This window comes from Streptomyces sp. NPDC002926, assembly GCF_053591755.1.
Map to the genome: position 1 here is coordinate 635,326 of NZ_JBSFUK010000001.1, position 24,010 is coordinate 659,335.

Sequence of the window (24,010 nt, forward strand, 5' to 3'; positions counted from 1 at the left end):
AGGAAAAATGGCCGGCAAACCTCTGGCCGCGGCGCTCGCCCTTGTGGCGGGCGCCGCGGTGAGTGTGGTTGCCCCGACGGGCGCCGCGCAGGCGACCCCGCCGGGGGACAAGGACGTCACGGCTGTCCTTTTCGAGTGGAATTTCGCGTCGGTCGCGAAGGCGTGCACCGACACCCTGGGCCCGGCCGGCTACGGCTATGCCCAGGTCTCTCCGCCCCAGGAGCACATTCAGGGCGGGCAGTGGTGGACCTCGTACCAGCCCGTCAGCTACAGGATCGCCGGGCGGCTCGGCGACCGCACCGCGTTCCGGAGCATGGTGAGCACCTGCCACGCGGCGGGTGTGAAGGTCGTCGTCGACAGCGTGATCAACCACATGGCGTCCGCGTCCGGTACCGGTACCGGCGGCTCCTCGTACGACAAGTACACCTACCCGGGCACCTACTCCGGCGCCGACATGGACGACTGCCGGTCGGACATCACCAACTACGGCGACCGCGCCAACGTCCAGAACTGTGAACTCGTCGGACTCGCCGATCTGGACACCGGCGAGGAATACGTGCGCGGCCGTATCGCCGCGTATCTGAACGACCTGCTCTCCCTGGGCGTCGACGGCTTCCGTATCGACGCCGCGAAGCACATGCCGGCCGCTGACCTCGCCAGCATCAAGTCCAGGCTCGGCAATCCCGGCGTGTACTGGAAGCAGGAAGCGATCTACGGGGCGGGCGAGCCGGTCTCGCCCGGCGAGTACCTGGGGAACGGCGACGTCCAGGAGTTCCGGTACGCCCGTGACCTCAAGCGCGTCTTCAACAACGAGAACCTCGCCTATCTGAAGAACTACGGCGAGGGATGGGGGTACATGGAGTCCGGCAGGTCCGGGACCTTCGTGGACAACCACGACACCGAGCGCGGCGGCGACACCCTCAATTACAAGGACGGCGCCAACTACACCCTCGCGAATGTCTTCATGCTGGCGTGGCCGTACGGATCGCCGGACGTTCACTCCGGCTACGAGTGGTCGGACAAGGACGCGGGACCGCCCAACGGCGGGACGGTGAACGCCTGCTGGCAGGACGGCTGGAAGTGCCAGCACGCCTGGCCCGAGATCAAGTCCATGGTCGCCTTCCGCAACACGGCGCGCGGTCAGGGCGTCGTCAACTGGTGGGACAACGGCGGGGACCAGATCGCGTTCGGGCGGGGTTCGAAGGCGTACGTCGCCATCAACCACGAGTCGTCGTCACTCACCCGCACGTTCCAGACGTCGCTGCCCGCGGGTGGTTACTGCGATGTGCAGTCGGGCCGTCCGGTGACGGTCAGCGCCTCGGGCCAGTTCACGGCAACGCTGTCCCCGAACACGGCGGTGGCACTCCACGCGGGAGCCCGCGGCTGCGGCTAGCCCTTGCCGGTGCTCCTGTTGGGGCTCTGCCCCAAGCCCCGCTCCTCAATCGCCGGAGGGGCTGCACTGCAGCCCCTCCGGCGATTGAGGACACGCCCCCTACGCCCTTCCCAAGGAGAACCAACCGGTGACCACCACCCCCCGCGTCAGCGCGGCCGGCACCGCCATAGGCGCCGCCGCCGCGCTCCTCGCGACGCTCATAACCGCCGGGCCGGCCGCCGGCGCGCCAAGACCCCCCGCCCCGCCCTCGGACAGGGCGCTCGCCGCGCAGCCCGCGCGGCATGATCTGACGCGGGAGCAGTTCTACTTCGTCCTGCCCGACCGGTTCGCCAACGGCGATACGGCCAACGACCGTGGCGGGCTCACCGGTTCGCGACTGGAGACCGGGTACGACCCCACCGACAAGGGCTTCTACCAGGGCGGCGACCTCAAGGGCCTGACGAGCAGACTCGACTACATCAAGGGCCTCGGCACCACCGCCATCTGGATGGCGCCCATCTTCAAGAACCGGCCCGTCCAGGGCACCGGCAAGGACGCGTCCGCCGCGTACCACGGGTACTGGATCACCGACTTCACCCAGGTCGACCCGCACTTCGGCACCAACGCCGACCTCGAGAAGCTGATCGACAAGGCCCACGCCAAGGGCATGAAGGTCTTCTTCGACGTCATCACCAACCACACCGCAGACACCGTCGACTACGCCGAGAAGATGTACGGCTACCGCCCCAAGGGCGCCTATCCGTATCTGGACAGCAGCGGCCGCCCGTTCGACGACCGGGCGGGGATCGGGAAGGTCGACGCAGGCTCCTTCCCGTACACGCCCAGGACCACCGGGAAGAAGGTGCCCGCCTGGCTCAACGACCCGACGATGTACCACAACCGCGGCGACTCGACCTTCGCGGGCGAGAGCGCCGAGTACGGCGACTTCTCCGGCCTCGACGACCTGTGGACCGAGCGTCCCGAGGTCGTCAGGGGCATGGAGGAGATCTACGAGAAGTGGGTCCGCGACTTCGACATCGACGGCTTCCGCATCGACACCGTCAAGCACGTCGACATGGACTTCTGGACCCAGTGGGCCACGGCGCTCGACGCCTACGCCGCCAAGCGCGGCCGGGACGACTTCTTCATGTTCGGCGAGGTCTTCGCCGGGGACACGGCGATCACCTCGCCGTACGTCACGCGCGGCCGACTCGACGCCACACTGGACTTCCCCTTCCAGGGGGCGGCCCGCGCCTACGCCTCGCAGGGCGCGTCCGCCGACCAGCTCGCCGGCGTCTTCGGGAACGACTACCGCTACACCAGCGACAAGGCCAACGCCTATGAGCAGGTGACCTTCCTCGGCAACCATGACATGGGCCGTATCGGCACCTTCCTCAAGCAGGACAATCCGAAGGCGGACGACGCCGAGCTGCTGAAGCGGGCGCGGCTCGCCAACGAGCTGATGTTCCTGTCCCGCGGCAATCCGGTGATCTACTACGGCGACGAGCAGGGCTTCACCGGCGCGGGCGGCGACAAGGACGCCCGCCAGAGCCTCTTCGCCTCGAAAACCGCTGACTATCTGGACGACGACCAGCTCGGCACGGACCGTACACACGCATCCGACGCGTACGACACCTCGCACCCCCTCTACCGGTCGATCGCCGCGCTGTCGAAGCTCACCAAAGAGCATCCGGCGCTGCGCGACGGTGTCCAGACGGAGCGGTACGCCAAGGACTCGGTGTACGCCTTCTCCCGCACCGACGCCAAGGCGCGCACCGGTTCCATCGAGTATCTCGTCGCCGTCAACAACGCGGACACCGCGAAGACCGTGATCATCCCGGCAGACGCCACGGACTTCCGTACGCTGTACGGCGGCTCGGGCGCGGTGCACGCCGCCGACGGGAAGATCACCGTCACCGTGCCGGCGCTGTCCTCCGTCGTGCTCCGGGCCACGAAGCCGCTCGCCGGGCCCGCCGCCAGGCCCACGCTCACTCTCAAGGCGCCGGCCGCCGGCGCCACCGGCACCGTCGAGATATCCGCCGACGTGAACGGCGGAGGCCTCAACCGCGTCGTCTTCGCCGCCCAGGCCGGCAATGGCAAGTGGCGCACCCTCGGCTCGGCCGACCACGCCCCGTACAAGGTCACTCAGTACCTCGATACGGCGGCCGGAACCCCCCTGCGCTACAAGGCGGTTGTGGTGGACAGCGCGGGCCGTACCGCCAGTGACCGGGCGGAGACCACCGCCGGCCAGGCACCGCCGCCGGAGAAGCCGGTGGCCGTCGAACGCGACTACGCGGTCGTCCACTACCAGCGGCCCGACGGCGACTACGACGGCTGGCAGCTCAGCACCGGCACCCGGCGGACCGCCTTCACCGGCCGTGACGCGTACGGCGCCTTCGCCTGGATCAAGCTCGCCGAGGGCGCCACGACCGTCCCGTACACCGTCGAGAAGAACGGCACCGCGGACGGCCCGCAGCGCACCGTCGAACTGGTCCGCACCGGCCAGGTCTGGATCGCGCAGGGCAAGGAAGGCCAGTCGGACACCGCGCCCGACGGCGCCTACCCGCCGCAGGACAGGACGAAGGCCGTCCTCCACTACAACCGCGCCGACGGCGACTACGACGGCTGGGGTCTGCACACCTGGACCGGCGCCGCATCGCCCACCGACTGGTCCAAGCCGCTCCAGCCGGTGAGGAAGGACGCGTACGGAGTCACCTTCGAGGTGCCGCTCGCCGCCGGCGCGACCTCGCTCAGCTACATCCTCCACAAGGGCGACCAGAAGGACCTGCCGACCGACCAGTCCCTGGACCTCGCGACGTACACGAACGAGGTCTGGCTGCTCGCCGGGCAGCCGAAGTATCTGCTGCCGCAGACCGGCGGCGCGCCCTCGCTCGACCTCGCCAGGGCCGAGGCCCAGTGGATCGACCGGGACACCGTCGTCTGGAAGGTGAAGGCGACCGATGCCACCAGCCAGCAGCTGGTGTACGCGGCGGACGGCGGTATCACCGTCAAGGACGGCGCACTGTCCGACGAGGGCCGGTGGCTGCGTCTCACCTCCGCCACCCTGACCGACGCGCAGAAGGCGAAGTACCCGCACCTCAGGGACTATCCGGCGTTCACCGTCGACACGCGCGACCGGGACCGGGTCCGGCAGTCGCTGCGCGGCCAGCTCATCGCCACCCAGCGCGCGGCCAACGGGGCGCTGCTCGCCGCCACCGGCGTCCAGACGGCAGGGATCCTCGACGACCTGTACGCGGGCAGGGCCACCAAGGCCGCCCTCGGACCGGTCCTCGACCGCGGCCGCCCCACCCTCTCCCTCTGGGCTCCCACCGCCCACTCCGTCTCGCTCGAACTCGACGGCCGGACGGTCGCCATGCGACGGGACGAGGCGAGCGGCGTCTGGTCCGTCACCGGCTCCAAGGGCTGGACCGGGAAGCAGTACAGATACGCGGTGAAGGTCTGGGCGCCCAGCGTCCAGAAGCTCGTCACCAACAAGGTCACCGACCCGTACTCCACCGCTCTGACCACCGACTCGGCGAGCAGCCTCGTCATCGACCTCGCCGACCCGAAGCTCGCCCCGGCGGGCTGGACAGGTCTCAGGAAGCCGGCCGCGACACCGCTGCGCGACGCGCAGATCCAGGAGCTCCACATCCGCGACTTCTCGGTCGCGGACCGCACATCGAAGCACCCGGGACAGTATCTGGCCTTCACCGACCGTGACTCGCAGGGCATGAAGCAGCTGCGCGCGCTCGCCGCCTCCGGTACCTCCTACGTCCACCTCCTGCCCGCCTTCGACATCGGCACCATCCCGGAGAAGAAGTCCGACCAGTCCGTGCCCGACTGCGATATCAAGGTGTACGCCCCGGACTCCGACGAGCAGCAGGCGTGCGTCGCGAAGGCCGCCGCGAAGGACGCGTACAACTGGGGCTACGACCCGCTGCACTACACCGTCCCGGAGGGCTCGTACGCCTCCGATCCGGAAGGCACCCGGCGTACGGTCGAGTTCCGGCAGATGGTGCAGTCCCTGAACTCCAGCGGCCTGCGCACCGTCATGGACGTCGTCTACAACCACACCGTGGCGAGCGGACAGGCCGACAAGTCAGTGCTCGACAAGATCGTGCCGGGCTACTATCAGCGGCTGCTCGCCGACGGCACCGTCGCCACCTCCACCTGCTGTGCGAACACCGCCCCCGAGAACGCCATGATGGGCAAGCTCGTCGTCGACTCGGTCGTCACCTGGGCCAAGGAGTACAAGGTCGACGGCTTCCGCTTCGACCTGATGGGCCACCACCCGAAGGCCAATATCCTCGCGGTGCGCGCTGCGCTCGACGCGCTGACGCCCGCGCGCGACGGCGTGGACGGAAAGAAGATCATCCTCTACGGCGAGGGCTGGAACTTCGGGGAGATCGCGGACGACGCCCGCTTCGTCCAGGCCACCCAGAAGAACATGGCGGGCACGGGGGTGGCGACCTTCTCCGACCGGGCCCGTGACGCGGTGCGCGGCGGCGGGCCCTTCGACGAGGACCCGCGGGTGCAGGGCTTCGCCTCCGGTCTCTACACCGACCCCAACTCCTCGGCCGCGAACGGAACTCCGGCCGAGCAGAAGGCCCGGCTGCTGCACTACCAGGACCTGATCAAGGTGGGTCTGACGGGCAATCTCGCCGCCTACGCCTTCACCGACAGTTCCGGCCGGAGCGTCAAGGGCTCCGAGGTCGACTACAACGGCGCCCCGGCCGGGTACGCCGCCGCTCCCGGCGACGCCCTCGCCTACGCGGACGCCCACGACAACGAGTCGCTGTACGACGCCCTCGCCTTCAAGCTCCCGCCCGCCACGTCACCGGCGGACCGGGCCCGTATGCAGGTACTGGCGATGGCGACCGCGGCTCTCTCCCAGGGACCGGCGCTCTCACAGGCCGGGGCCGACCTGCTCCGTTCCAAGTCGCTGGACCGCAATTCGTACGACAGCGGTGACTGGTTCAACGCGATCCACTGGGACTGCCGGGACGGCAACGGCTTCGGCCGCGGGCTGCCGCCGGAGGCCGACAACAAGACCAAGTGGCCCTATGCGAAACCGCTGTTGACGGCCGCCTCACTGACGGTGGGATGCCCGCAGGTCAACGGCGCGTCAGCCGCCTACCGGGACCTCCTCACCATCCGCCGTACCGAGAAGGTCTTCGGTCTGAGCACGGCGGGTGAGGTGCAGTCCGCGGTTTCCTTCCCGCTCTCCGGCAGGGACGAGACCCCGGGGGTGATCACGATGAGGGCCGGCGATCTGGTCGTGGTCTTCAACGCCACGCCGGAGCGGCAGACGCAGCGGGTCACGGCACTGGCCGGGAAGGCGTACGCGCTCCACCCGGTGCAGCTCGCGGGCGCGGACACTATCACCAAGTCGGCTTCCTACGAAGGGAGTTCGGGCAGCTTCACCGTACCGGCGCGTAGCGTCGCCGTCTTCACCCACAGTTGACCGCAGCGCGTTAGCGTGGTGGGCCGACTACGGAGCGGGGTTTCCCCCGTCCGAGGAGATGCGCGACATGAGCGAAGCCGACGGCGCCACTGTGCTGGTCGTCGACGACCTCGAGGCCAATCGCTACGCCATGGGCGCGGTACTGCGCCGGGCGGGTCACCGGGTGGTGCCCACCGCGAGCGCCGGCGACGCCCTGATCGAGCTCGATACGAGACTCAGGTCGGGTGCGTTGCCGGACGCCGCGCTGGTCGACATCGGCCTGCCCGACATGAACGGCTTCGAGCTCTGCCGCCGGATCAAGGCTCATCCGGTGATCGCCGCGATGCCCGTGGTGCACTTCAGCGCCGCGGCGATCACCCCGCGCGACCGCAGCCGCGGACTGGACGCGGGCGCCGACGCCTACTTGACGATCCCGGTCGAACCGGAGGAGATCGAAGCGGTGATCAGGGCCGCGCTGCGCGGGGCCCGCTCCCGCCACGACGCCGAGGCGCAGGCGAGCCGGCTGACCCGGCTCGCCGCCGCGATCACGGAGGTGCACTGCGCGCACGGCCCGCAGGAACTGGCTGATCTCGCCGCCGTCGCCACCGCCCGGCTCACCGCCGGCCCGGCGGCGGCCTTTGTCTTCGGCCCCGGGGACGCGCTGTACGCGGGCAGCCTGCGCAGCGACTTCCCGCCGGACTCCGGCGCCCGCACGGCCGTGGCCCAGTTGCTGCAGCGGTGCATGGCGGGCCGCTCGGGCGTACATCCCGTGACAGCGCCCGCGCCGCTGTGGCCGCCGGGATTCCTCGTCCCCGAAGTCAGCGGCGGCGCCGCCCTGTTGCTGGCCCGCAGCCGGGCGGACCAGCCGCCGGTCTGCCTGGCCCGCCCGGCCCGCGCCGCCGGCGACCCGGACACGGCACACCTGCTCGGCCGGCTCGCCCAAGCCACGGCCCTCACCGCCGAGACGCTGCGCACCACCGCCGAGGAACGCCATGTCGCGCTGACCCTGCAGCGCAGCTTCCTGCCCCAGCGACCGCCGGCGCTGCCCGGTGCCGACCTGGCTCTGCGCTATGTGCCCGCCTCCCGGAACGCCGAGATCGGCGGTGACTTCTATGTCGCCCTCTCCACCCCCGCCGGACTGCTGGTCGGGGTCGGCGACGTCGTCGGCCACTCACTGGACGCGGCGACCGTGATGGTCGAACTGCGACATGCCCTGCGCGCGTACGCGACCGACGAGAGCGACCCGGCCGTTCTGCTGCGCCGCCTCGACCGGATGCTCCAGCGTTACCACCCGGAGGCCACGGCCACCGTCTGCCTGGCTCTGATCGACCCGCACACCGGCCGCGCCCGGATCGCGAACGCCGGCCATATCCGCCCGCTGGTCGTCACGGCGGACGGCGAGGCGTCCTACCTGGCGGTCTCCGGCCCACTGCTCGGTCTCGAGCTGGACCATCCGCATCCGGCAGAGGCCCAACTGGCCCACGGTGACCGGCTGTTGATGGTCACCGACGGACTGATCGAGACCCGCGGCACGGACCTCACGGTCTCCCTCGAACGACTCCGCCGCGCCGCGGCGCACGCGCCGCAGGGGGTCGCCGAGCTCTGCGACGCCCTGCTGGACTGCTTCGGCACCCGCGAGGACGACGTCGCGCTGCTGGCCCTTCAGCTGACCGGCTCCAGCTGACCGGTCTCGATCGACCGGCTTCAGCTCACCAGCTTCTCCAGCAGGACCACTCCGTAGCGGCTGCCGTCCTTCCCCACCTTGCCCGGCTCCTCACCGGCGACGCGGTAGCCGGCAGCCTCGTAGTACGTCCGCAGCCCGGGATTGTTCGACAGACAGTCCAGCCGTACGAACTCCCGCCCGGTATCGGCGATCCGCTGCTCCGCGTGCGCGAGCAGCAGCCGGCCGAACCCGGCCGGGGCCGTATCCCGGTCGATCATCAGCCGGTGTACGTACCCGGCCACGGGAGGCTGGATTCCCCAGGCGGCCTGGTCCTCCCACCACAGTTCGTACGCCCCGATCGTTACGCCGTCCCCGGTCTCCGCGATCCAGACCTCCCCCTCCTTCATCCAGTGTCCGAAGTGATCGGCGTCCTTGTCGCCGGGCTTCCACTGGGCGATGCCGTTGAGCTGCATCCAGCGGGCGGCCCCGTCGAAGAGAGCGACAAGGGTTTCCACATCGGGGTGGGCGGCGAGCCGACAGATGATCTTCATCCCCGCATTATTGACGGGATCACGGAGGTCTGCCTGCGTAAGGGGGGTGTCCGGAATCCACCGGCCCACCGAAGCGGGCCGAGGGCGTAGCGCCCGTCGTCGCCGCCGAGGCGCGCGACCTGAAAGGGCCCTACCGCAGACGCTGAGCGGGCACCTCGGGGAGCGAGGGCGTCAGCGTCATGAGCCGGCCGACCAGATCGCCGAACGGGCCGTCGGCCGGCTCGTCCACGAGGACGCGGATCAGGATGTCCGCCATCTCTTCGTCGTACGCCGCACTCACCGCACACAGCGCCGCGAAGTCGTGCACCAGCTGCAATTCCAGCTCACCGCGCGGAATGCGCCGTCCGTCCAGCCAGATCAGCGCAGTCGACTCGGCGAGCGACACCCAGGACCGTACGACCAACTCCAGGCGCGGTGAGGGCGTATCGATCCCCAGATGGGTCAGGATCTGCTCGTACGCGGCCTGCCGCACCTCATCGATCATCGCGTTCGTCGCCGACAACGCATTCCTTGAGCAGGCTCCGCCCGCGGGGACCGCTGGACCGCCCCGCATCAGCGCCGAGAACCCGGCCCCGTGGTCTTCCACGAAGTCGAAGAACCGTCCCATGACCCGCAGCAGCCGCGCGCCGAGAGGCCCCTCGGGCGGCTCCCTGAACCGCCCGGCCAGCTCGTCGGCGGCCCGCTGCAGCGCGGCCTCGTACAGGCTCTGTTTGCCCGGGAAGTAGTGGTAGACGAGCGGCCGCGAGATACCGGCGGCCGCGGCTATCTCGTCGATCGACACATCGTCGGGCGAGCGGTGGCTGAACAGCTCCAGAGCCACCCGGATCAGCTGCTGCCTGCGCTCTTCGACGTCCATCCTGCGGCGTACCCCGGTCGTCATGCGAACACCCTAACGGGCGGCGAACACATGTCGGGCAGATGGTCGGTGCGGCCCGAGTGGTCCGGACCGGCATCGAGGGCGCCGGGGCCGCCCGCCGGCGGGAGCCGCTCAGTGCAGCGCGCCCACCCGACTGCCGTCCTCCAGGCGGCCGTTCAGCTCCGCCCGTGCCCCCTCCTTCGCCGGTACCGCGAGCAGATGCCCCTTTGCGCTGCCGTCCACCCCGCCCGAGGTCGCCAGCGAAGCGAACTGTTCGCTTCCCGCCGCGAGTACGAACCAGTGCCCGGCCCGCGACTTCCACAGCACACCCGCCAGCACTCGCGGATCCCGCACTCCGCAGGACGGCGTGTCCTCGGCCCGCGCCGCGATCGCGCCCGGCGCACCCGCCCGGGCCCCCGGCGCCTGGAACTGGGCCATGACCCGGCTCCCCGTACCCCGCCAGGTCTCCGCACGCGTGCACAGCCAGGCCGCCGTGCCGTTCGACTCGGGCAGCGACTGCTGCGCGTACTGCCACGAGTTGACGCTGCGCACACCGTGCACGCGCACCCCGGACAGCAGACAGCCCGTACGGGCCCACGCGGCGCGGGCTCCCTGACCGGTGACGTCCTTCGGGGCGGACGGCGGCCCCGAGGTGAGCCGGGCGGGGGTCAGTTCACCGAGGTCCGTCAGCAGCCGGTCGGCCGTGTCGTCGCGCAGCTCGAGCACGTCCCAGGACCGGCAGTCCCGTGCCTGCGCCGGGCTCGGCAGCGGACCGGTCACGCCGTCGGTGCCCCGCTGGAGGGGACGCGGACTGCCCGCCGGGTCGAGCAGATCGCGTACGGACGTCTTCTGCACCCACGGAGCCGTCAGATAGCGGACGGTGCCGTCGGTACGGCCTGCCACGAGCGCGCCCGATGAGGCGGCGTCGGCGCCGTCCGTCCGCGCGAAGTCGAGCGCCACACCGCCGGTTCCGTCCTTCGGCTCGGCATAGCGGACCACCCGCAGGCCGTCGTGGAGCAGCACCACACGCGCCTGGTCGACCTCGCCCGCGTACAGCAGTTGCGGCGAGCCCATCGGCGGTCCCGGCGGTGTGCCGGGTGTCGCCGAGACCTGGACCGCGTTGCCGGGCCTGGCCCAGACCACGAGCGCGCGGCGCAGCAGCGCCTCGTCATCGGTGAGACCGCCGCGGGCCGGCCAGACGGAGAAGTCCGTACGGGACGAGCGCTGCCACGCGGTGGCGGGGACCCGGGTCAGCAGTGCCGGGTCCAGGGCGGACTCGGCCGCGGGGTTACGCGCGTACGGGGGCGCGGCCGCACCGTCCCTGCCCCAGCCGTCGCCCGGCAGTCCGAGCAGTGCGCCGCACACCGCGAGGGCCGCGGCCGCCACCACGGCCGCCTTGACATGCTGGCGGCGGCGCATCAGATCGGTGGGGCGCGCCTGCAGAGAACACGGGTCGAACTCGGAGGACTCGAGCAGAGCGGCGGCGCCCTTTCCACCGGTGTCCGTTCCCTCGGCGCCCCTGCTCTCCGTGCCTCCTCCCTCAGGGCCCACTCCCGCGGCAGGGTCCAAGCCGTCCGCCTCGGCCAGCGCGGCCTGCGGATCACCGACCCCGGCCGCACCGAGGGCCTGCTGTACATCGGCGTCGGACAGCCCTTCCAGACCGCGCAGTACATAAGCCGCCCTCGCGGGCCCCGAAAGCGCGGAGAGCCACTGGTCCAGGGCGAGTTCATCGGCACCGCCCGAGCGCGGGAAGACCCGCAGACCCCACACGTGCGGCAGCAGCGGCGGGAGCTGCGCACGCTTCGGCCAGGCCAGCCGCCGCAGCGGGAGTCCGGCGTCCAGGGCTTGGCGCAGCACCCTTCCCCGCACATAGGCATATCCGGGGTCGGCGTCGCCCGGCGCCCGCCGGGAGGCGGGGATCGCGGTGTCCATGGTGTCTGTGGCGCCCGCGGGAGCGGTGCGGCCGCGCGGCAGCGAGCGCTGCGCGAGGGCGTGCGCGGTCAGTACGCGGCGGTTGCGGCCGAGTGACGGGGGCAGTACGAGATACGCGATCCGTACGAGCCGGGGGTAGTGCTCGACAAGGGCCGCCTCGGCCTGTTCGACCTCGACACGGCCGGCGGTGGGGGAGGGGGCGGGAGCGGGAGGGGTGACGACATCCTGTGGGCGCACGTTCAGCAGAACGAGCGAATCGTCTTACGGTCACCAGGCCCGGGAACTCAGCCGGTCGCTGTCAGTCGCTCCCGGATGCGGTCGACCGCCTGCCGCGGGACGCCGAGCCCTTCGCGTACGTACCTCTCCATCGTGCCGTGGCGGGCAGCGACCTCGTCCAGTGCCGCCGCCAGATACTCCGGGAAGACACCGATGACCGCGAGGGCGATCTCCGGGTCGCCGCCCTGCGCGGTGAAACCCTCCACCAGCGACGCGAAAGCCTGCCGTACCGCCGGATTGACGGAGAGGTACTCCGCCTCGACGGTCTCCGGGGTCGCGCCGAGGAGGGTGAGCAGGATCGTCGTCGCCCAGCCGGTGCGGTCCTTGCCCGCCGTGCAGTGGAAGAGCAGCGGCCCCGCGTCTTCCTCGGCCAGTTCGCCGAGGAAGGCGCCGTAGGCGTGCCGCGCGGAGTCGCTGCTGACGAAGGCGCGGTAGGTGCGTGCGAAGAGCTCCTGCGCACGGCCGCCGCCCAACTCCCGCTCGGCGAAGGCCGGATCGCTCAGCACCTGCTTGAGCCGCGCCGCGGCCGGCATCCGGCCGAAGGCCACCTGGTCGGCGAAGACGTCGGCGAGCAGAAGCCGCCCGCCCGCGGGGACGCGGTCGGGGCGGGAACGGCGCTCGGCCTCGGTGCGGAAGTCGACGACCGTACGGATCCCCAGCGCGGCGACGACCGGATCGGCGGCGGCGTCGAACCGGTCGAGCATCCCCGAGCGGAAGGCGAGGCCGGGGCGTACGGAACCGCCGCCGGCCAGCGCGATGGAGCCGAGGTCGCGAAGATTGGCGACGGTGTGGGCGGGGATCGCGGTCATCGCGGGAAGGCTCCCTGACTGATCGTGCGGGTCGATATCTACCGAATGGCCATGCTCTGTGCGGAACGGTAGTCGACGGTCGGGCCACCGGCGCGGCACCGGCTGTGCCGGTGCCGCGCCGGCGGATCACCCCGCGGTGACCGACCATCCGCTGAAGTGCACCGTGCCCCTGACCCCGCTGCCCCCGCCGGCCGCGCTCATGAACAGCCCCACGTCCTGGACCGCGGCGGACCCCGGCACGGAGACGGTGGCGACCGTGCGCCACGTGGCACCGCCGTCCGTGGAGCAGGCGCCGGTGAAGGAGGCCCCGGCGTCGCGGGTGAGCCGCAGCAGCACCGGAGCCTTGATACCGGTGATGCGCCGGTATGTGTCCAGGGTGCCGTCGGCGTTGCTGTCGTACGAGAGCACGATGCCCTGGCCGGGAGTCGCGGCCAGATTCAGGAATCCGGTGTCTTGCGGCTTCGCCAGACTGTTGCGTACGACAATGCCGGCCCGCGCCCAACTGCTGGTGTTCTCCTGGGAGTCCACCCGCAGGACCACGCTCGCGCCTGCCGTGAGCGCGCCTTCACGGTAGGCGGTGCCGAACTGCGTGGTGCCCCTCCACAGGTCGTCGCCCCCGCCATTGATCGCGAAACGGTCGCCGACCTGCCCGAAGACTGCCGCATTGCCGGTGTAGGTGCGCCACCCGGGATCCAACGACGCCGCCAGGTGCAGCTTGCCCTTCTGCGTGACGGCCACCCGCTCCTCGCCACGCGGTCCGTACTGCGTGCGCAGCTCGTAGTCCATGGCGACCAGCGGCTCCGTGAGCGGTTCGGGGGGCGCCGTCACCCGCCAGGAGACCGTGCCGGTGCCGCCGGCGGGCACGCTCTTCAGGAAGGTCGCGCCCTGCGGCTCGGCGGCCGGGCCGGTCAGGGCGAGGTCGACGCGGCCGGTGGAGCGCAGCCCGTTGAAGTTGCGGAAGGCCGCGGCGACGGTGCCCGTGCTGCCGGGGGTGAAGGCCGGCGGGTCCGCGCTGACGGACACGAAGCCCTGGTACGGGGCGGTGGCGAGCGTGTCGTACACGCGCTGGGCGGTGCGGTACGCGTCGCCCGTCTCCCGCACCGGATAGGCGCGCCGGTCCTTCGTCCACGCCTCCTCCGCCGGATACCAGTCGAAGGACCTGGGGGCACGGCCCTCGGCCATCGCCGCGGCCTGCTCCTCCAGATACGTCTCCCACTGCCGCACATGGACGTCGTTGATCAGCCCGTGCCAGTCGCGGTTGGCGTAGTTGCTCAGCTGGTTGGCGGCGGCCCGGTCCGCCCAGGTGGTGATCAGCACACGGGCGGTGCGCTCCAGCTCCACCGCCTCGGCCGGACCGGTGGCCAGCCGCTTGGCATCCTCCAGCCAGGGACCGAGCAGGAACGAGCGATGGCAGCCGGCCAGGGTGTCGCTCAGCCGCATCAGCTTCAGCCAGAGCGCGGACAGGGCACGGAAGGTGTCCACGTCCTTGTCCAGCCAGGCGGCGCGCAGCGGTAGCTGGAGCGTGCGCGAGCGGTTGGCGAGCGCCTGGCGGGCCAGATCGGTCACGTCGTGGCGGTACGCGTCACAGTCGCGCAGCGAAAGTCGTACGTCCAGCAGCGCGGCGAAGGCCCGGTCGAACCCGGCCGGGTCGAAGGCGGTGCCGATGGAGGAGGTCATGCTGGGCCGACGGCAGAACAGTGAGTCGTACGGGCGGCCGTCGGTGCTGGTCAACTTGTACGCGGTCGCGGCGAGCGCGGCGAAGGCCGTGCGCGCGGAGCGGTCCTCGCCGCCGTAGCGGATGTCGGCGTACTGCGCGAACCACGCGTCGCGGTCGATCTGTTCCTCGCGCCAGGCGAGCTCGCTGAACAGCTCCAGGGCCGCGGGATCGCGCTCGGCCGCCTCCGGCATGTACGCGGTGCCGGCCAGCGCGCTGCCCGGCTTGTCCCGCCAGGCGGTGAACTTCGCGGTCCACCGGTCGGTGTTCGCGCCGATCGTCGTACGGCCGCCGAAGTTGGGGATGGTGCCGAAGGCGTACGGCGCGCCGCCCCACTCCGTCTCCCGGTCGGTGACCGTGTCCAGGTCGGAGAGGCCGTCGACGATCAGCACCCGGTCGGTATCGATCGCCTCGAGCAGCGCGGGCCGCGGATTGGACTGCCAGCCGAGGATCACCCAGGTCGCGCCGGGACGGGCGGTCCGCAGCGACTTCTCGACGGCACGGGCGGCGTCGGCCACCGGGACGTCCCCGGCGGTGCCGCCCTCGTGCAGCAGATCCATCTTGAAGTGGCCGGCCTCGCCGAAGAGTTCCGACTGGTGCCGGTAGAAGGCAGCGGCGACGTCGCTGAAGCTCGTGGTGCGGGGGTCGAGCCAGTCGGGGCGGCGCCTGCCGTTCCAGGTGCCCTGCGGGATGACGCGGGCGCCGGGGTTGCGGGCGACGAAGCCGTCCGGGACCGTTCCGAAGTAGCCGGGCAGGACGGGGTGCATACCGAGTTCACGCATCCGGTCGGCGATCTGTCGGCCGAGGCCGGCGCGTCTCTCGATGAGTGCGGGGCTGAGCGGGCCGCCGTACTCGCTCATGTTCTGCAGCAGCCACCACGGCTGGTGGGAGGGCGCGGGGAGCCAGGTGCGGGCCTCCGCGTCCGTGTACCCGAAGTCCTGCAGGAGCCGGTGGTAGACGGCCTCCTGGCCGGGGGTCACCAGGACCTCGTTGCAGCCGTGCAGGGCGAGGACGTCGAGCAGCCGCTCCCAGCGGGCCCAGTCGGCGTACGGGGCGGTGTAGCCGTCGTGCGTGTCGTTGTACGCGAACCGGTGCGGGACGGTCGCCGAGCGCTCGAGCGCGTCACGGGGCGCGGGCAGCAGTCCGGGCAGATCGAGCTGGCTGCCGGACCAGGAGATGTGCGCCCGGCAGGTGTACTTGAGGTACCAGTGGACTCCGGTGAGCAGCACGGCGGGACTGGTGCCCGCGACCTCGATACGGCCGGTGGAGCCGGTGACGCGGAAGCGCTCGGGGCCTTCGAGAGCCCGTAGCCGGAACTGGCGGGCGTGGCGGGGAAGCAGCCGCTGGAGTGCCGCGTGGGCGGGTGTCGTGGAGAACGCCGGGGCCGGGGCCGGGACGGCGGCTCCGGCGGCGGCCGCGGGCGTGTGCCCGGCTAACGCCGCGCCGATGCCGATCGCTCCTGCGGTGCCCAGCAGAGTCCGTCTCGACAGCTCGTTCATCAGCGCTCCTCCATGTTGCTCGAGTGACAACAGGTGCGTTGGTGTCGCGCAGGTTACCCGGCGTTCGGCTACCCGACAGGAGGGCGAGAGGGCACGATGGCCGGATGAGTACGAGTACGAACACCGGCGCGAGGCGGACGGCCCGGGCAGCACTGGCAGTTTTGGCGCTGACCCTTGCCGCGGCCTGCGGAGCGGGCGATGACGGCGACGGGCGTGGCGGCGGCGACAAGAGTCCCGAACCTCCGAAGACGGCGACGGGCAGCCTTGAGCAGCTGGCGGCGAAGGCCGAGTGCAAACCGAACATCCAGACGGATGCGGCCGAGCTTCGGCAGGCCAACTGCACCACGGGTGACGGAAAGTACGTGCTGGCCACCTTTGCCACCGACCGCGGCCAGCGCGAATGGATCAACGAGGCCAACGACTACGGCGGCACGTATCTCGTCGGCAGGAAGTGGGTCGCGGTCGGCGACGCCAAGGTGGTCACAGCGCTGCGCGGCCGGCTCGGTGGATCGGTGGAGACCGGTTCACAGCACCACTCGGGGAGCAGCGGTGACAGTGGGGAGAGCCAGGGGGGCCACTCGGGGCACCACGGGAGCTGACCACGCAGGTACTTGGCGGGGGGCCGACCACAGCGGAGCGGCCCCCCAGCCAGGGGGGCCGCTCCGTCCGGGTCAGTGGATCACGTGCACTTCTTGCCGCCGTTGATGCAGTTCACCACCTTGTTCATCAGGTTCTCGTCGAAGACGTTGATGAAGTCACCGTGGTCGGTGACCGGCTTGTGCAGCTGCTCCGGGAAGGAGTCGACCGCGAAGCCGGGGCCCGGCGGGACGTCGTACACGATCCGCTGGACCAGCTGCGGGATCGCCTTGAACCCGTTTCCGCAGTTGCCGTTGTTGTCCGCGAAGGCCACGTGGGTGCGGTGATTCGCACTGTCGGTGTTCTGGCCGTCCCAGCAGCTCTGGAACTTGAACGAGCGCACCACCTGGCTGCCCTCGGGGCAGATCGGGTACTTGTCCTTCAGCTGACGGTCCTCGAATCCGGTGCAGCTCCAGGACGCATTCGCGTTCGCATCGCCGTTGGTGAATGCCTTGGCGTCACCGGTGATGATCCGCAGGAAACGAGGCATTGCGGTGACCTTGCTCGCCGGGTTGCCGACGAAATTCAGCGTGACCTGGGACGGAGTCTGGATCTCTCCGATGTTCTGGTCCTTGCCACCACCGTCCGCCTGGGCGTCGTTCTCGTCCTGCCCGTTCTGCAGTCGCAGTACAGGCCAGTAGTACGTGGACTTGTCGCCCTGGTTCTGGCAACTGGTGTCACCGTTTGCGAGATCGTCGTCACTGGCGAATGCGTCGTTGGCCTGGTTGCCGACGTAATCGTGCATATGGTGCGCGCCATTGCTCACACCAGGGGCGACGATGACATTGTCCGGATTGAACTTGCCGTTCTCGTTCTTTCCGCACTCGGTGACGAAGGATCCCCTGGAGCCGCCGCGCTGCTGCTGGGGCTGGGCGACGTTCGGCTGGACCGACTGGATGTCTACGAAGTCGGCCGCCTCAGGGCCGTTGCCCTGTGCACCGCCGTTCCCCTGGCCATCGCCCTGACCCTGGACATTGCCCTGGTCACCGCCCTGACCGTCGTCCTGGCCGCCATTCTGGTCACCATTCTGACCACCGTCCTGGCCGGTGTCACCCTGCCCGGCGCCGTCGTTCCCGTCGGCCTGGCCGCCTGCGTCGCCCTGGCCGTTGTCCTGCCCGTTGGGGTCGTCGGCCTGAAGCGAGCAGTCGGCGAGGTCTTCCATGCCCTGCGGACGCTGGGCATTCCTGCCGATGGCCGTGGCAATCCGGTCGATGCTCGCCCGCCGCTTGTCCCTGAGGGGATTCAGGATGGCGTTCTTGCCGAATTGGGGATCGCTCTCGACCTGCTGCTTCTGATCGGCGAATCTCTTGTACGCGTCGGTGATCTGGCTGTCCATCTTGGCCAGCTCACCGTCGACTTCCTGGCGTGCCTGGGGCGGCACGTCCGGGAGGTCGTTCGCGACTTCGGGGCAGTCGATGGTGGACACCTGCTGCCCCTGCCCGGCTTTCTTGGTCCACTCGGAGCCCTGACCGGAATGGTTTTCGCCCGCGGATGCATACACATTGACCGCGACCAGCCCACCCCCGCCCAGGATCAATGCGGCGGAGGCGACAATCGCCCTGTTCGCCAGCGTCGAGCGTTTTCTCGTTGCGTGTCCCATGGAACTCCTCTGCTTCGTCGCCGGGTGTGGGTTAGGGGGGTCCCGGCTGAGGGAGAAGCGCGTCGTTCCATACGGGTGTGGCTCATGGGGTGTTCAAGCCGCGTGGCTCCGGATCGGGAATTCGTAGAATTCTCCATCAGCAAAACCGTCGTATTGCGCCGAAGTCGGACTCGCCGGGGGATGGCAGGATGGGGCCCATGACCGAGATCCAGACTCCCCGGCTCCTCCTCCGTCGCTGGCGCGAGGACGACCTTGCCCCGATGGCCGAGATCAACGCGGACCCGGAGGTCATGCAGTGGATCGGTGACGGCTCGGTCCGCGATCTCGAGCAGACCGCCGAGGACATCGAGCGATGGGAGGAGGAGTGGGACGAGGAGGGCTTCGGCCTCTTCGCCGTCGAGCTCCTCGCCTCGGGCGAACTGGCGGGCTTCGTGGGCCTGTCCGTCCCTGAGTTCCTGCCGGAGGTGCTGCCCGCGGTGGAGATCGGCTGGCGGCTCGGCCGCCAGTTCTGGGGCCAGGGGTACGCCTCCGAAGCCGCCCATGCCGCACTGGAGTTCGCGCTCCAGGACCGCGGCCTGGACCGCGTGGTCAGCATCACGCGGACCGGCCACGAGGCTTCGGAGAATGTCATCCGCAAGCTCGGCATGGAGCTGGTGCGCCAGACGACGCACCCGCAGTACGGCTTCCTGCTGAGCGTCTATGCGATCGACCTCACGGAGTACGAGGCCTGAGGGCCGCCCCGCGTTTCAGAAGTCCCGTCCGTCCCGCGGGGCTGGGGGTCCCCCCGGACGAAGTCCGGGGGGAGGGACTACTGAAAACGCTGCGGGTCACTGCATCTGGCCACGGTCCAGGTACGCCAGCACCGCCAGCACCCGGCGGTTGTCGTCGTCCGACACCGGCAGATCCAGCTTCCCGAAGATGTTCGAGGTGTGCTTGGCCACCGCCCGCTCCGTGACCACCAGCTGCCCCGCGATCGCGGCATTGGAACGGCCTTGCGCCATCAGCTCCATGACCTCCAGCTCGCGCGGGGTCAGTCCGCCCATCGGCTTGTCCTGCGCCCGCCGCGAGAGCAGCTGCGAGATCACCTGCGGATCCATCGCCGTACCACCGGCAGCCACCCGCCGTACCGCGTCGATGAACTGCTCCGCGTCGAAGACGCGGTCCTTGAGGAGATAGCCGACCCCGCCGATTCCGTCCGCCAGCAGCTCACGCGCGTACAACTGCTCCACATGCTGGGAGAGCACGAGCACCGGCAGCCCGGGTCTGGCCCGCCGCGCCGCCAGGGCGCACTGCAGCCCCTCGTCCGTGTGCGACGGCGGGAGCCGGACATCGACGACGGCGACGTCCGGCTCCAGCTCCGCGAGCGCTTTGGTGAGTTCGGGCCCGCTCTCCACGGCGGCCAGGATCTCGAAGTCGTAAGCCTCGAGCATGCGGACCAGGCCGTCACGCAACAGGAACAGATCTTCGGCCAGGACCACGCGCAAGGGGGGCTCCATCCTCAGGGTTGTCGGCTGCGGTGCCGCTCGCCGGACTGCGGCCGGCCGGCATGCCGTCGCACGTCAATGATCCGCGCCCGCTAGGACAACTCGCAAGGGATCTCCATGGTGACCATGGTGGGACCGCCCGCGGGACTGCTGACGGCCAGAACGCCGTCGAATGTGCCGAGCCGGCGTTCGATACCGCTCAGGCCGGAGCCGGTTCCGATCGTGGCGCCGCCCCTGCCGTTGTCGGTGACCGCGATACGCAGCGAGCCGCCCGAGTGGCTGACGTCGACCCAGAACCGTTCCGCGCCCGAGTGCTTGACCGCGTTGGTGAGCGCCTCGCTGACCGCGAAGTACGCCGCCGACTCGACCGGCGCGTCCACCCGGCCGGACAGCTCCACGTCCACCTCGGTCCTGACCGGCAGCCGCAGCGCCAGGGCCTTGACCGCGTCGCCGAGGCCCCGCTCCGCCAGCACGGGCGGGTGGATGCCGCGGACCAGGTCGCGCAGTTCGGTCAGCGCCTCGGCGGAGGACTTGCGGGCACTGGAGATGAGCTTCTTGGCCTGCGCCGGATCCTTCTCGATGAGCGCCTCGATGGCGCCCAGGTTCATGCCCATGGCGACCAGCCGGGCCTGGGCTCCGTCGTGCAGATCCCGCTCGATACGGCGCAGTTCGGCTGCCGAGGTGTCGAGGGCGTCGTGCCGGGTCTCGGTGAGGCGGTCGATGCGCTGCTCCAGCTCGAGGTCGAGGTTCGGGGCGAGCATGGCGCGGGTGAGCCTGAAATGGGTGCGGATCAGCAGCCCCCCGGCGTTCATGGCGACGGTCAGCCAGACCAGGCCGAGCAGCGCGGCCAGACCGGCCGTGCCCCAGCCGGTGACCGGGACGAACGAGTACCAGTAGGTGCCGCTCGCGCTGACGATCGGCTGCCACAGCCCGGCCAGTAGCAGCAGTCCGAAGATGCCCTCCAGCACCAGCGCAGGAGGGAAGATCGCGACGACGGCCCCCGCCGTCATGTCCACCACCAGCCACTGCATATCGCGCCACGTCGCAGGGTCTTTGAGCATCAGCGTGCAGCGCTCGACCCGGCCGGTGATGCCGGTGCGCATATCGCGGGGGAAGGGGCGGTACGGGAGGGGGATGCGTACCGAGGACCACTGGGCAGCCAGTAGCCGCCGCCTGTTGGCATGAGCCCGCACCAGGTGCAGTACGGCGGGTGTGGTGAGGACACCCACACCGATCGGGACGAGCGTGATGGAGACCACCGCCAGGACGAAGACCGTGACCGAGCCGACCAGCGCCATCAGCGCCAGCGCAAGTCCCTGTGCGCCGGCCAGCACCGCGGCACGTGCCTTCGTCGCGTTCATCGGATTCCCCTCGTTGTCCGTTCCCGGACACCAGTGTGGCCGGTGCCGGTTTGTCACGGCACTGGGCCCGGACACCAACTGGGGGTGTACCTGGCACCACCCCCCTGTACTCGCCTTTCGTCTCCGCGGAAGGGGGTCTTGACGGCTGGGACGGCGGGGCGCGGATTTCTAGCGTCGTACTCGACTCATCCGGCGCTTACCAATGGGGGAGAAACGCCATGCGGCGTAACCTCGCGACACGTATCGGTGTGTGGAGCGCACACCACCGCAAAACGGCGATCATCGGCTGGCTGCTCTTCGTCGTCCTGGCCACGGCCGTCGGCGGGGCGTCGGGCATGGTCGAGATGTCCCAGTCCGAGCAGAACACCGGCGACTCCGCGCGGGCCCAGAAGATCCTCGACGACGCCGGCCTGGTTCAGCCTGCCGGCGAGCTGGTCCTGGTCAGCAGCGGGACGGCCGACGGCTGGAAGGCCGCGGCCGGCGAGCTGGCCGCGGCCATCGAGAAGACGGGCGAGGCACAGAAGATCGAGGCTCCGCTCGCCTCCAAGAACGGCAGGGAAGCGCTGATCCGCTTCCAGATCAAGGGCGACTCGAAGACGGCGGCGGACCGTGTGCAGCCCGTGCTCGACGCAGTACGGGACACGGACAAGGCTCAACAAGGCGTCGAGATCCATCAGTTCGGGCAGGCCAGCTCGGAGAAGTGGCTGGGCGATCTGCTCGCCGAGGACTTCCAGCAGGCCGAGTTCACCGCCGTACCGCTGGCGCTCGGCATTCTGCTGGTGGCCTTCGGGGCCGTCGTCGCAGCGCTGCTGCCGGTCGTTCTCGCGCTGACCGCGTGCATGGCGGCCTTCGGCCTGCTCTCGCTGGCCAGTCACCAGCTGCACCTCTTCCAGACCACCTACTCCGTGATGTTCCTGATGGGGCTGGCGGTCGGCGTCGACTACTGCCTGTTCTATCTGCGGCGCGAGCGTGACGAGCGGGCCGCGGGGCACGACGCCGAGACCGCGCTGCGCATCGCTGCCGCGACCAGCGGGCGGGCCGTCCTCGTCTCCGGTGTGACCGTGATGCTGGCGATGGCCGGGATGTTCCTCTCCGGGCTGATGCTCTTCAAGGGCTTCGCGCTGGCCACGATCATCGTCGTCTTCATCGCGATGCTCGGCTCGGTGACGGTGCTGCCGGCGCTGCTGTCCTGGCTCGGGGCCCGGATCGACGCGGGACGGATTCCGTTCCTGAACCGGCGCGCCAAGAAGGGCGCGCACGCGAGCGGCGCGGTGGCGGGCGCGGTACTCGGGCCCGTACTGGCCAGGCCGAAGCTGTTCGCGTTCGGCGCGGTCGCCGTGCTGCTGGTGCTCGCGGCGCCCGCGCTGGGCATGAAGACCGAACAGCTAGGGATGGAGAAGCAGTTCGGCTCCGACGCCGCCCTGACCGTCGCGTACAAGAAGATCACCGAGGCATTCCCCGGCGGTCCGGAGCCGGCACGGGTGGTCGTGAAGGCCGACGACATCGACTCCGAGCGGATGCGGGGTGCGCTCGCGCAGTTCGACGCGACGACCGACAAAGTGACGGTGCACAAGGCGCGGAACATCGCGGAGATCGAGGTGGCGCTGGCCGGCAACGGCAGCGACGACCGCTCCAAGAACGCGCTGGCGGACCTGCGCGATAAGCGGGTGCCCGCGGCGTTCGCCGGGACCGGGGCGCAGGTGCATGTGGGCGGCGAGCTGGCGGGGTCCGTCGATTTCAACGACCAGCTGAAGCGCGGCATCGTGCCGGTCTTCGCGTTCATCGCGGCGGTGACGTTCCTGCTGATGCTGTTCTGCTTCCGGTCGTACGTCATCGCGCTGACGTCGATCCTGCTCAACCTGCTCTCGGTAGCGGCCGCGTACGGGGTCATGGTCGCCGTCTTCCAGTACGGCTGGGGGGCGTCGGCGCTCGGTGCGGAGTCGGTGGGCGCCATCGAGGGCTGGCTGCCGCTGTTCGTCCTGGTGGTGCTGTTCGGTCTCTCGATGGACTACCACGTATTCGTGGTGTCGCGGATCCGCGAAGCGCGTGACAGCGGGAGGGACACGCGCGCGGCGATCAGCGAGGGCATCCGCCGCACGGCGGGCGCGGTGACGGGCGCGGCGGCGATCATGGTGGCGGTGTTCGCGGTCTTCGGAACGCTGTCCATGCAGGACATGCAGCAGATGGGCGTGGGCCTGGCGGTGGCGGTGCTGCTGGACGCGACGATCGTACGGATGGTCCTGCTGCCGTCGGTGATGGCGCTGCTGGGCGAGCGGAACTGGCGCACGCCCAGGGGCCTGAGGTGGCTGCCGCAGCTGGAACACGGCGAGTCGGACGTGCCGGCGCCGCAGGGCCGCCGGCCGGCACCGGTGAGCGCGGGCCGCTAGGGGCGTGTGGGAGAAGTCCCTCCTCCTGGACTTCGTCCCGGGGGACCTCCTGCCCAGGGGCAGGTGACGACACCGAAACAGGCCCGCGCCGGGAGGCGCGGGCCTGTCGGGCCGGGTGACGGCGTCCCCCGCCCGTCGGTTGCGGCGGCTTCGCGCCACGGTGCCCGGCGAACCGCTTCGGACGGCGTGACCGTCGCCCGGCGGGACCCGGTCGGGCCGCACCTGCCCGCCGGCGATGCGGGCCTGTGCCTCAACCGCCGTGACAGGCCTGCCCGCAGGCCGATCCGCAGGAGGCCCGCAGGTCGATCCGTAGGCCGACCGTCCGGCGGATCCTCAGCGGATTCCTGCCCCGGCGACGGGCATGCGCGGCCCCGTGCCCGCGGACTTGGCCCCACACGCCGCCGCCCGGACGGTGCGGGACTGTGGC

At 70.4% G+C, this 24,010-nt stretch carries 13 protein-coding genes and 1 pseudogene; 6 read left to right on the plus strand and 8 right to left on the minus strand.

The features are described from left to right. Positions 1 to 7: 7 nt before the first annotated feature. From ACWDZ6_RS02830 to ACWDZ6_RS02840, 3 genes and pseudogenes are all read left to right on the plus strand, one after another. Positions 8 to 1,387, plus strand: a pseudogene (locus tag ACWDZ6_RS02830) (alpha-amylase); the annotation flags it as partial. A gap of 172 nt (positions 1,388 to 1,559) precedes the next feature. Further along, positions 1,560 to 6,836, plus strand: a complete 5,277-nt coding sequence (gene pulA / locus ACWDZ6_RS02835) for a pullulanase-type alpha-1,6-glucosidase (RefSeq protein ID WP_451501475.1) — start codon at positions 1,560 to 1,562, stop codon at positions 6,834 to 6,836. A 67-nt stretch (positions 6,837 to 6,903) separates the two neighbouring features. After that, positions 6,904 to 8,499, plus strand: coding sequence for a SpoIIE family protein phosphatase (locus ACWDZ6_RS02840; protein ID WP_451501398.1), 1,596 nt, complete (start codon positions 6,904 to 6,906; stop codon positions 8,497 to 8,499). A gap of 20 nt (positions 8,500 to 8,519) precedes the next feature. On the opposite strand, the gene ACWDZ6_RS02845 is transcribed toward ACWDZ6_RS02840, so the two are convergent. From ACWDZ6_RS02845 to ACWDZ6_RS02865, 5 genes are all read right to left on the minus strand, one after another. Beyond that, positions 8,520 to 9,029 (minus strand): GNAT family N-acetyltransferase, encoded by a 510-nt coding sequence (locus tag ACWDZ6_RS02845; protein WP_451501399.1) that lies wholly within the window; start codon positions 9,027 to 9,029, stop codon positions 8,520 to 8,522. 130 nt (positions 9,030 to 9,159) lie between these two features. Beyond that, the gene (locus ACWDZ6_RS02850) at positions 9,160 to 9,909 is read right to left on the minus strand and encodes a TetR/AcrR family transcriptional regulator (RefSeq protein WP_366732155.1); all 750 of its coding nucleotides are present in this window, start codon (positions 9,907 to 9,909) and stop codon (positions 9,160 to 9,162) included. Positions 9,910 to 10,017: 108 nt separating this feature from the next. Further along, a complete protein-coding gene (locus ACWDZ6_RS02855) occupies positions 10,018 to 12,054 on the minus strand; it encodes a hypothetical protein (RefSeq protein WP_451501400.1) in 2,037 nt (678 codons plus the stop codon). A gap of 47 nt (positions 12,055 to 12,101) precedes the next feature. Next, positions 12,102 to 12,902, minus strand: a complete 801-nt coding sequence (locus ACWDZ6_RS02860; protein ID WP_451501401.1) for a tyrosine-protein phosphatase — start codon at positions 12,900 to 12,902, stop codon at positions 12,102 to 12,104. Positions 12,903 to 13,028: 126 nt separating this feature from the next. Beyond that, positions 13,029 to 16,115, minus strand: a complete 3,087-nt coding sequence (locus ACWDZ6_RS02865; RefSeq protein WP_451501402.1) for an alpha-N-acetylglucosaminidase — start codon at positions 16,113 to 16,115, stop codon at positions 13,029 to 13,031. A gap of 104 nt (positions 16,116 to 16,219) precedes the next feature. Between ACWDZ6_RS02865 and ACWDZ6_RS02870 the strand changes: the two genes are divergently transcribed. Continuing rightward, positions 16,220 to 16,714: a hypothetical protein gene (locus tag ACWDZ6_RS02870; protein WP_451501403.1), complete on the plus strand. Its 495-nt coding sequence runs from the start codon at positions 16,220 to 16,222 to the stop codon at positions 16,712 to 16,714. A gap of 80 nt (positions 16,715 to 16,794) precedes the next feature. Here the strand turns inward: ACWDZ6_RS02870 and ACWDZ6_RS02875 are convergent, their stop codons facing one another. After that, positions 16,795 to 18,351 (minus strand): DUF1996 domain-containing protein, encoded by a 1,557-nt coding sequence (locus ACWDZ6_RS02875; protein ID WP_451501404.1) that lies wholly within the window; start codon positions 18,349 to 18,351, stop codon positions 16,795 to 16,797. 197 nt (positions 18,352 to 18,548) lie between these two features. On the opposite strand from ACWDZ6_RS02875, the gene ACWDZ6_RS02880 reads away from it, so the two are divergent. Continuing rightward, entirely contained in the window at positions 18,549 to 19,082 is a 534-nt protein-coding gene (locus tag ACWDZ6_RS02880) for a GNAT family N-acetyltransferase (protein ID WP_451501405.1), read from the plus strand. 96 nt (positions 19,083 to 19,178) lie between these two features. Here ACWDZ6_RS02880 and ACWDZ6_RS02885 read toward each other — a convergent pair whose 3' ends face one another. Both ACWDZ6_RS02885 and ACWDZ6_RS02890 read right to left on the minus strand, forming a co-directional pair. Continuing rightward, positions 19,179 to 19,835, minus strand: a complete 657-nt coding sequence (locus tag ACWDZ6_RS02885) for a response regulator transcription factor (protein ID WP_366732148.1) — start codon at positions 19,833 to 19,835, stop codon at positions 19,179 to 19,181. 92 nt (positions 19,836 to 19,927) lie between these two features. After that, complete coding sequence (locus ACWDZ6_RS02890; RefSeq protein WP_451501406.1) at positions 19,928 to 21,196, minus strand: sensor histidine kinase; 1,269 nt, start codon at positions 21,194 to 21,196, stop codon at positions 19,928 to 19,930. A gap of 218 nt (positions 21,197 to 21,414) precedes the next feature. On the opposite strand from ACWDZ6_RS02890, the gene ACWDZ6_RS02895 reads away from it, so the two are divergent. Next, on the plus strand, positions 21,415 to 23,583 hold the full coding sequence (locus ACWDZ6_RS02895; RefSeq protein WP_451501407.1) for an MMPL family transporter: 2,169 nt from the start codon (positions 21,415 to 21,417) through the stop codon (positions 23,581 to 23,583). Positions 23,584 to 24,010: the final 427 nt, after the last annotated feature.

Excerpts from the sequence above, each read along its gene's own strand:
- ACWDZ6_RS02840 (WP_451501398.1), top strand. The coding sequence starts at position 6,904 with ATGAGCGAAGCCGACGGCGCCACTGTGCTGGTCGTCGACGACCTCGAG.
- ACWDZ6_RS02845 (WP_451501399.1), bottom strand. The coding sequence starts at position 9,029 with ATGAAGATCATCTGTCGGCTCGCCGCCCACCCCGATGTGGAAACCCTT.
- ACWDZ6_RS02850 (WP_366732155.1), bottom strand. The coding sequence starts at position 9,909 with ATGACGACCGGGGTACGCCGCAGGATGGACGTCGAAGAGCGCAGGCAG.
- ACWDZ6_RS02860 (WP_451501401.1), bottom strand. The coding sequence starts at position 12,902 with ATGACCGCGATCCCCGCCCACACCGTCGCCAATCTTCGCGACCTCGGC.
- ACWDZ6_RS02865 (WP_451501402.1), bottom strand. The coding sequence starts at position 16,115 with ATGAACGAGCTGTCGAGACGGACTCTGCTGGGCACCGCAGGAGCGATC.
- ACWDZ6_RS02870 (WP_451501403.1), top strand. The coding sequence starts at position 16,220 with ATGAGTACGAGTACGAACACCGGCGCGAGGCGGACGGCCCGGGCAGCA.
- ACWDZ6_RS02875 (WP_451501404.1), bottom strand. The coding sequence starts at position 18,351 with ATGGGACACGCAACGAGAAAACGCTCGACGCTGGCGAACAGGGCGATT.
- ACWDZ6_RS02880 (WP_451501405.1), top strand. The coding sequence starts at position 18,549 with ATGACCGAGATCCAGACTCCCCGGCTCCTCCTCCGTCGCTGGCGCGAG.
- ACWDZ6_RS02890 (WP_451501406.1), bottom strand. The coding sequence starts at position 21,196 with ATGAACGCGACGAAGGCACGTGCCGCGGTGCTGGCCGGCGCACAGGGA.
- ACWDZ6_RS02895 (WP_451501407.1), top strand. The coding sequence starts at position 21,415 with ATGCGGCGTAACCTCGCGACACGTATCGGTGTGTGGAGCGCACACCAC.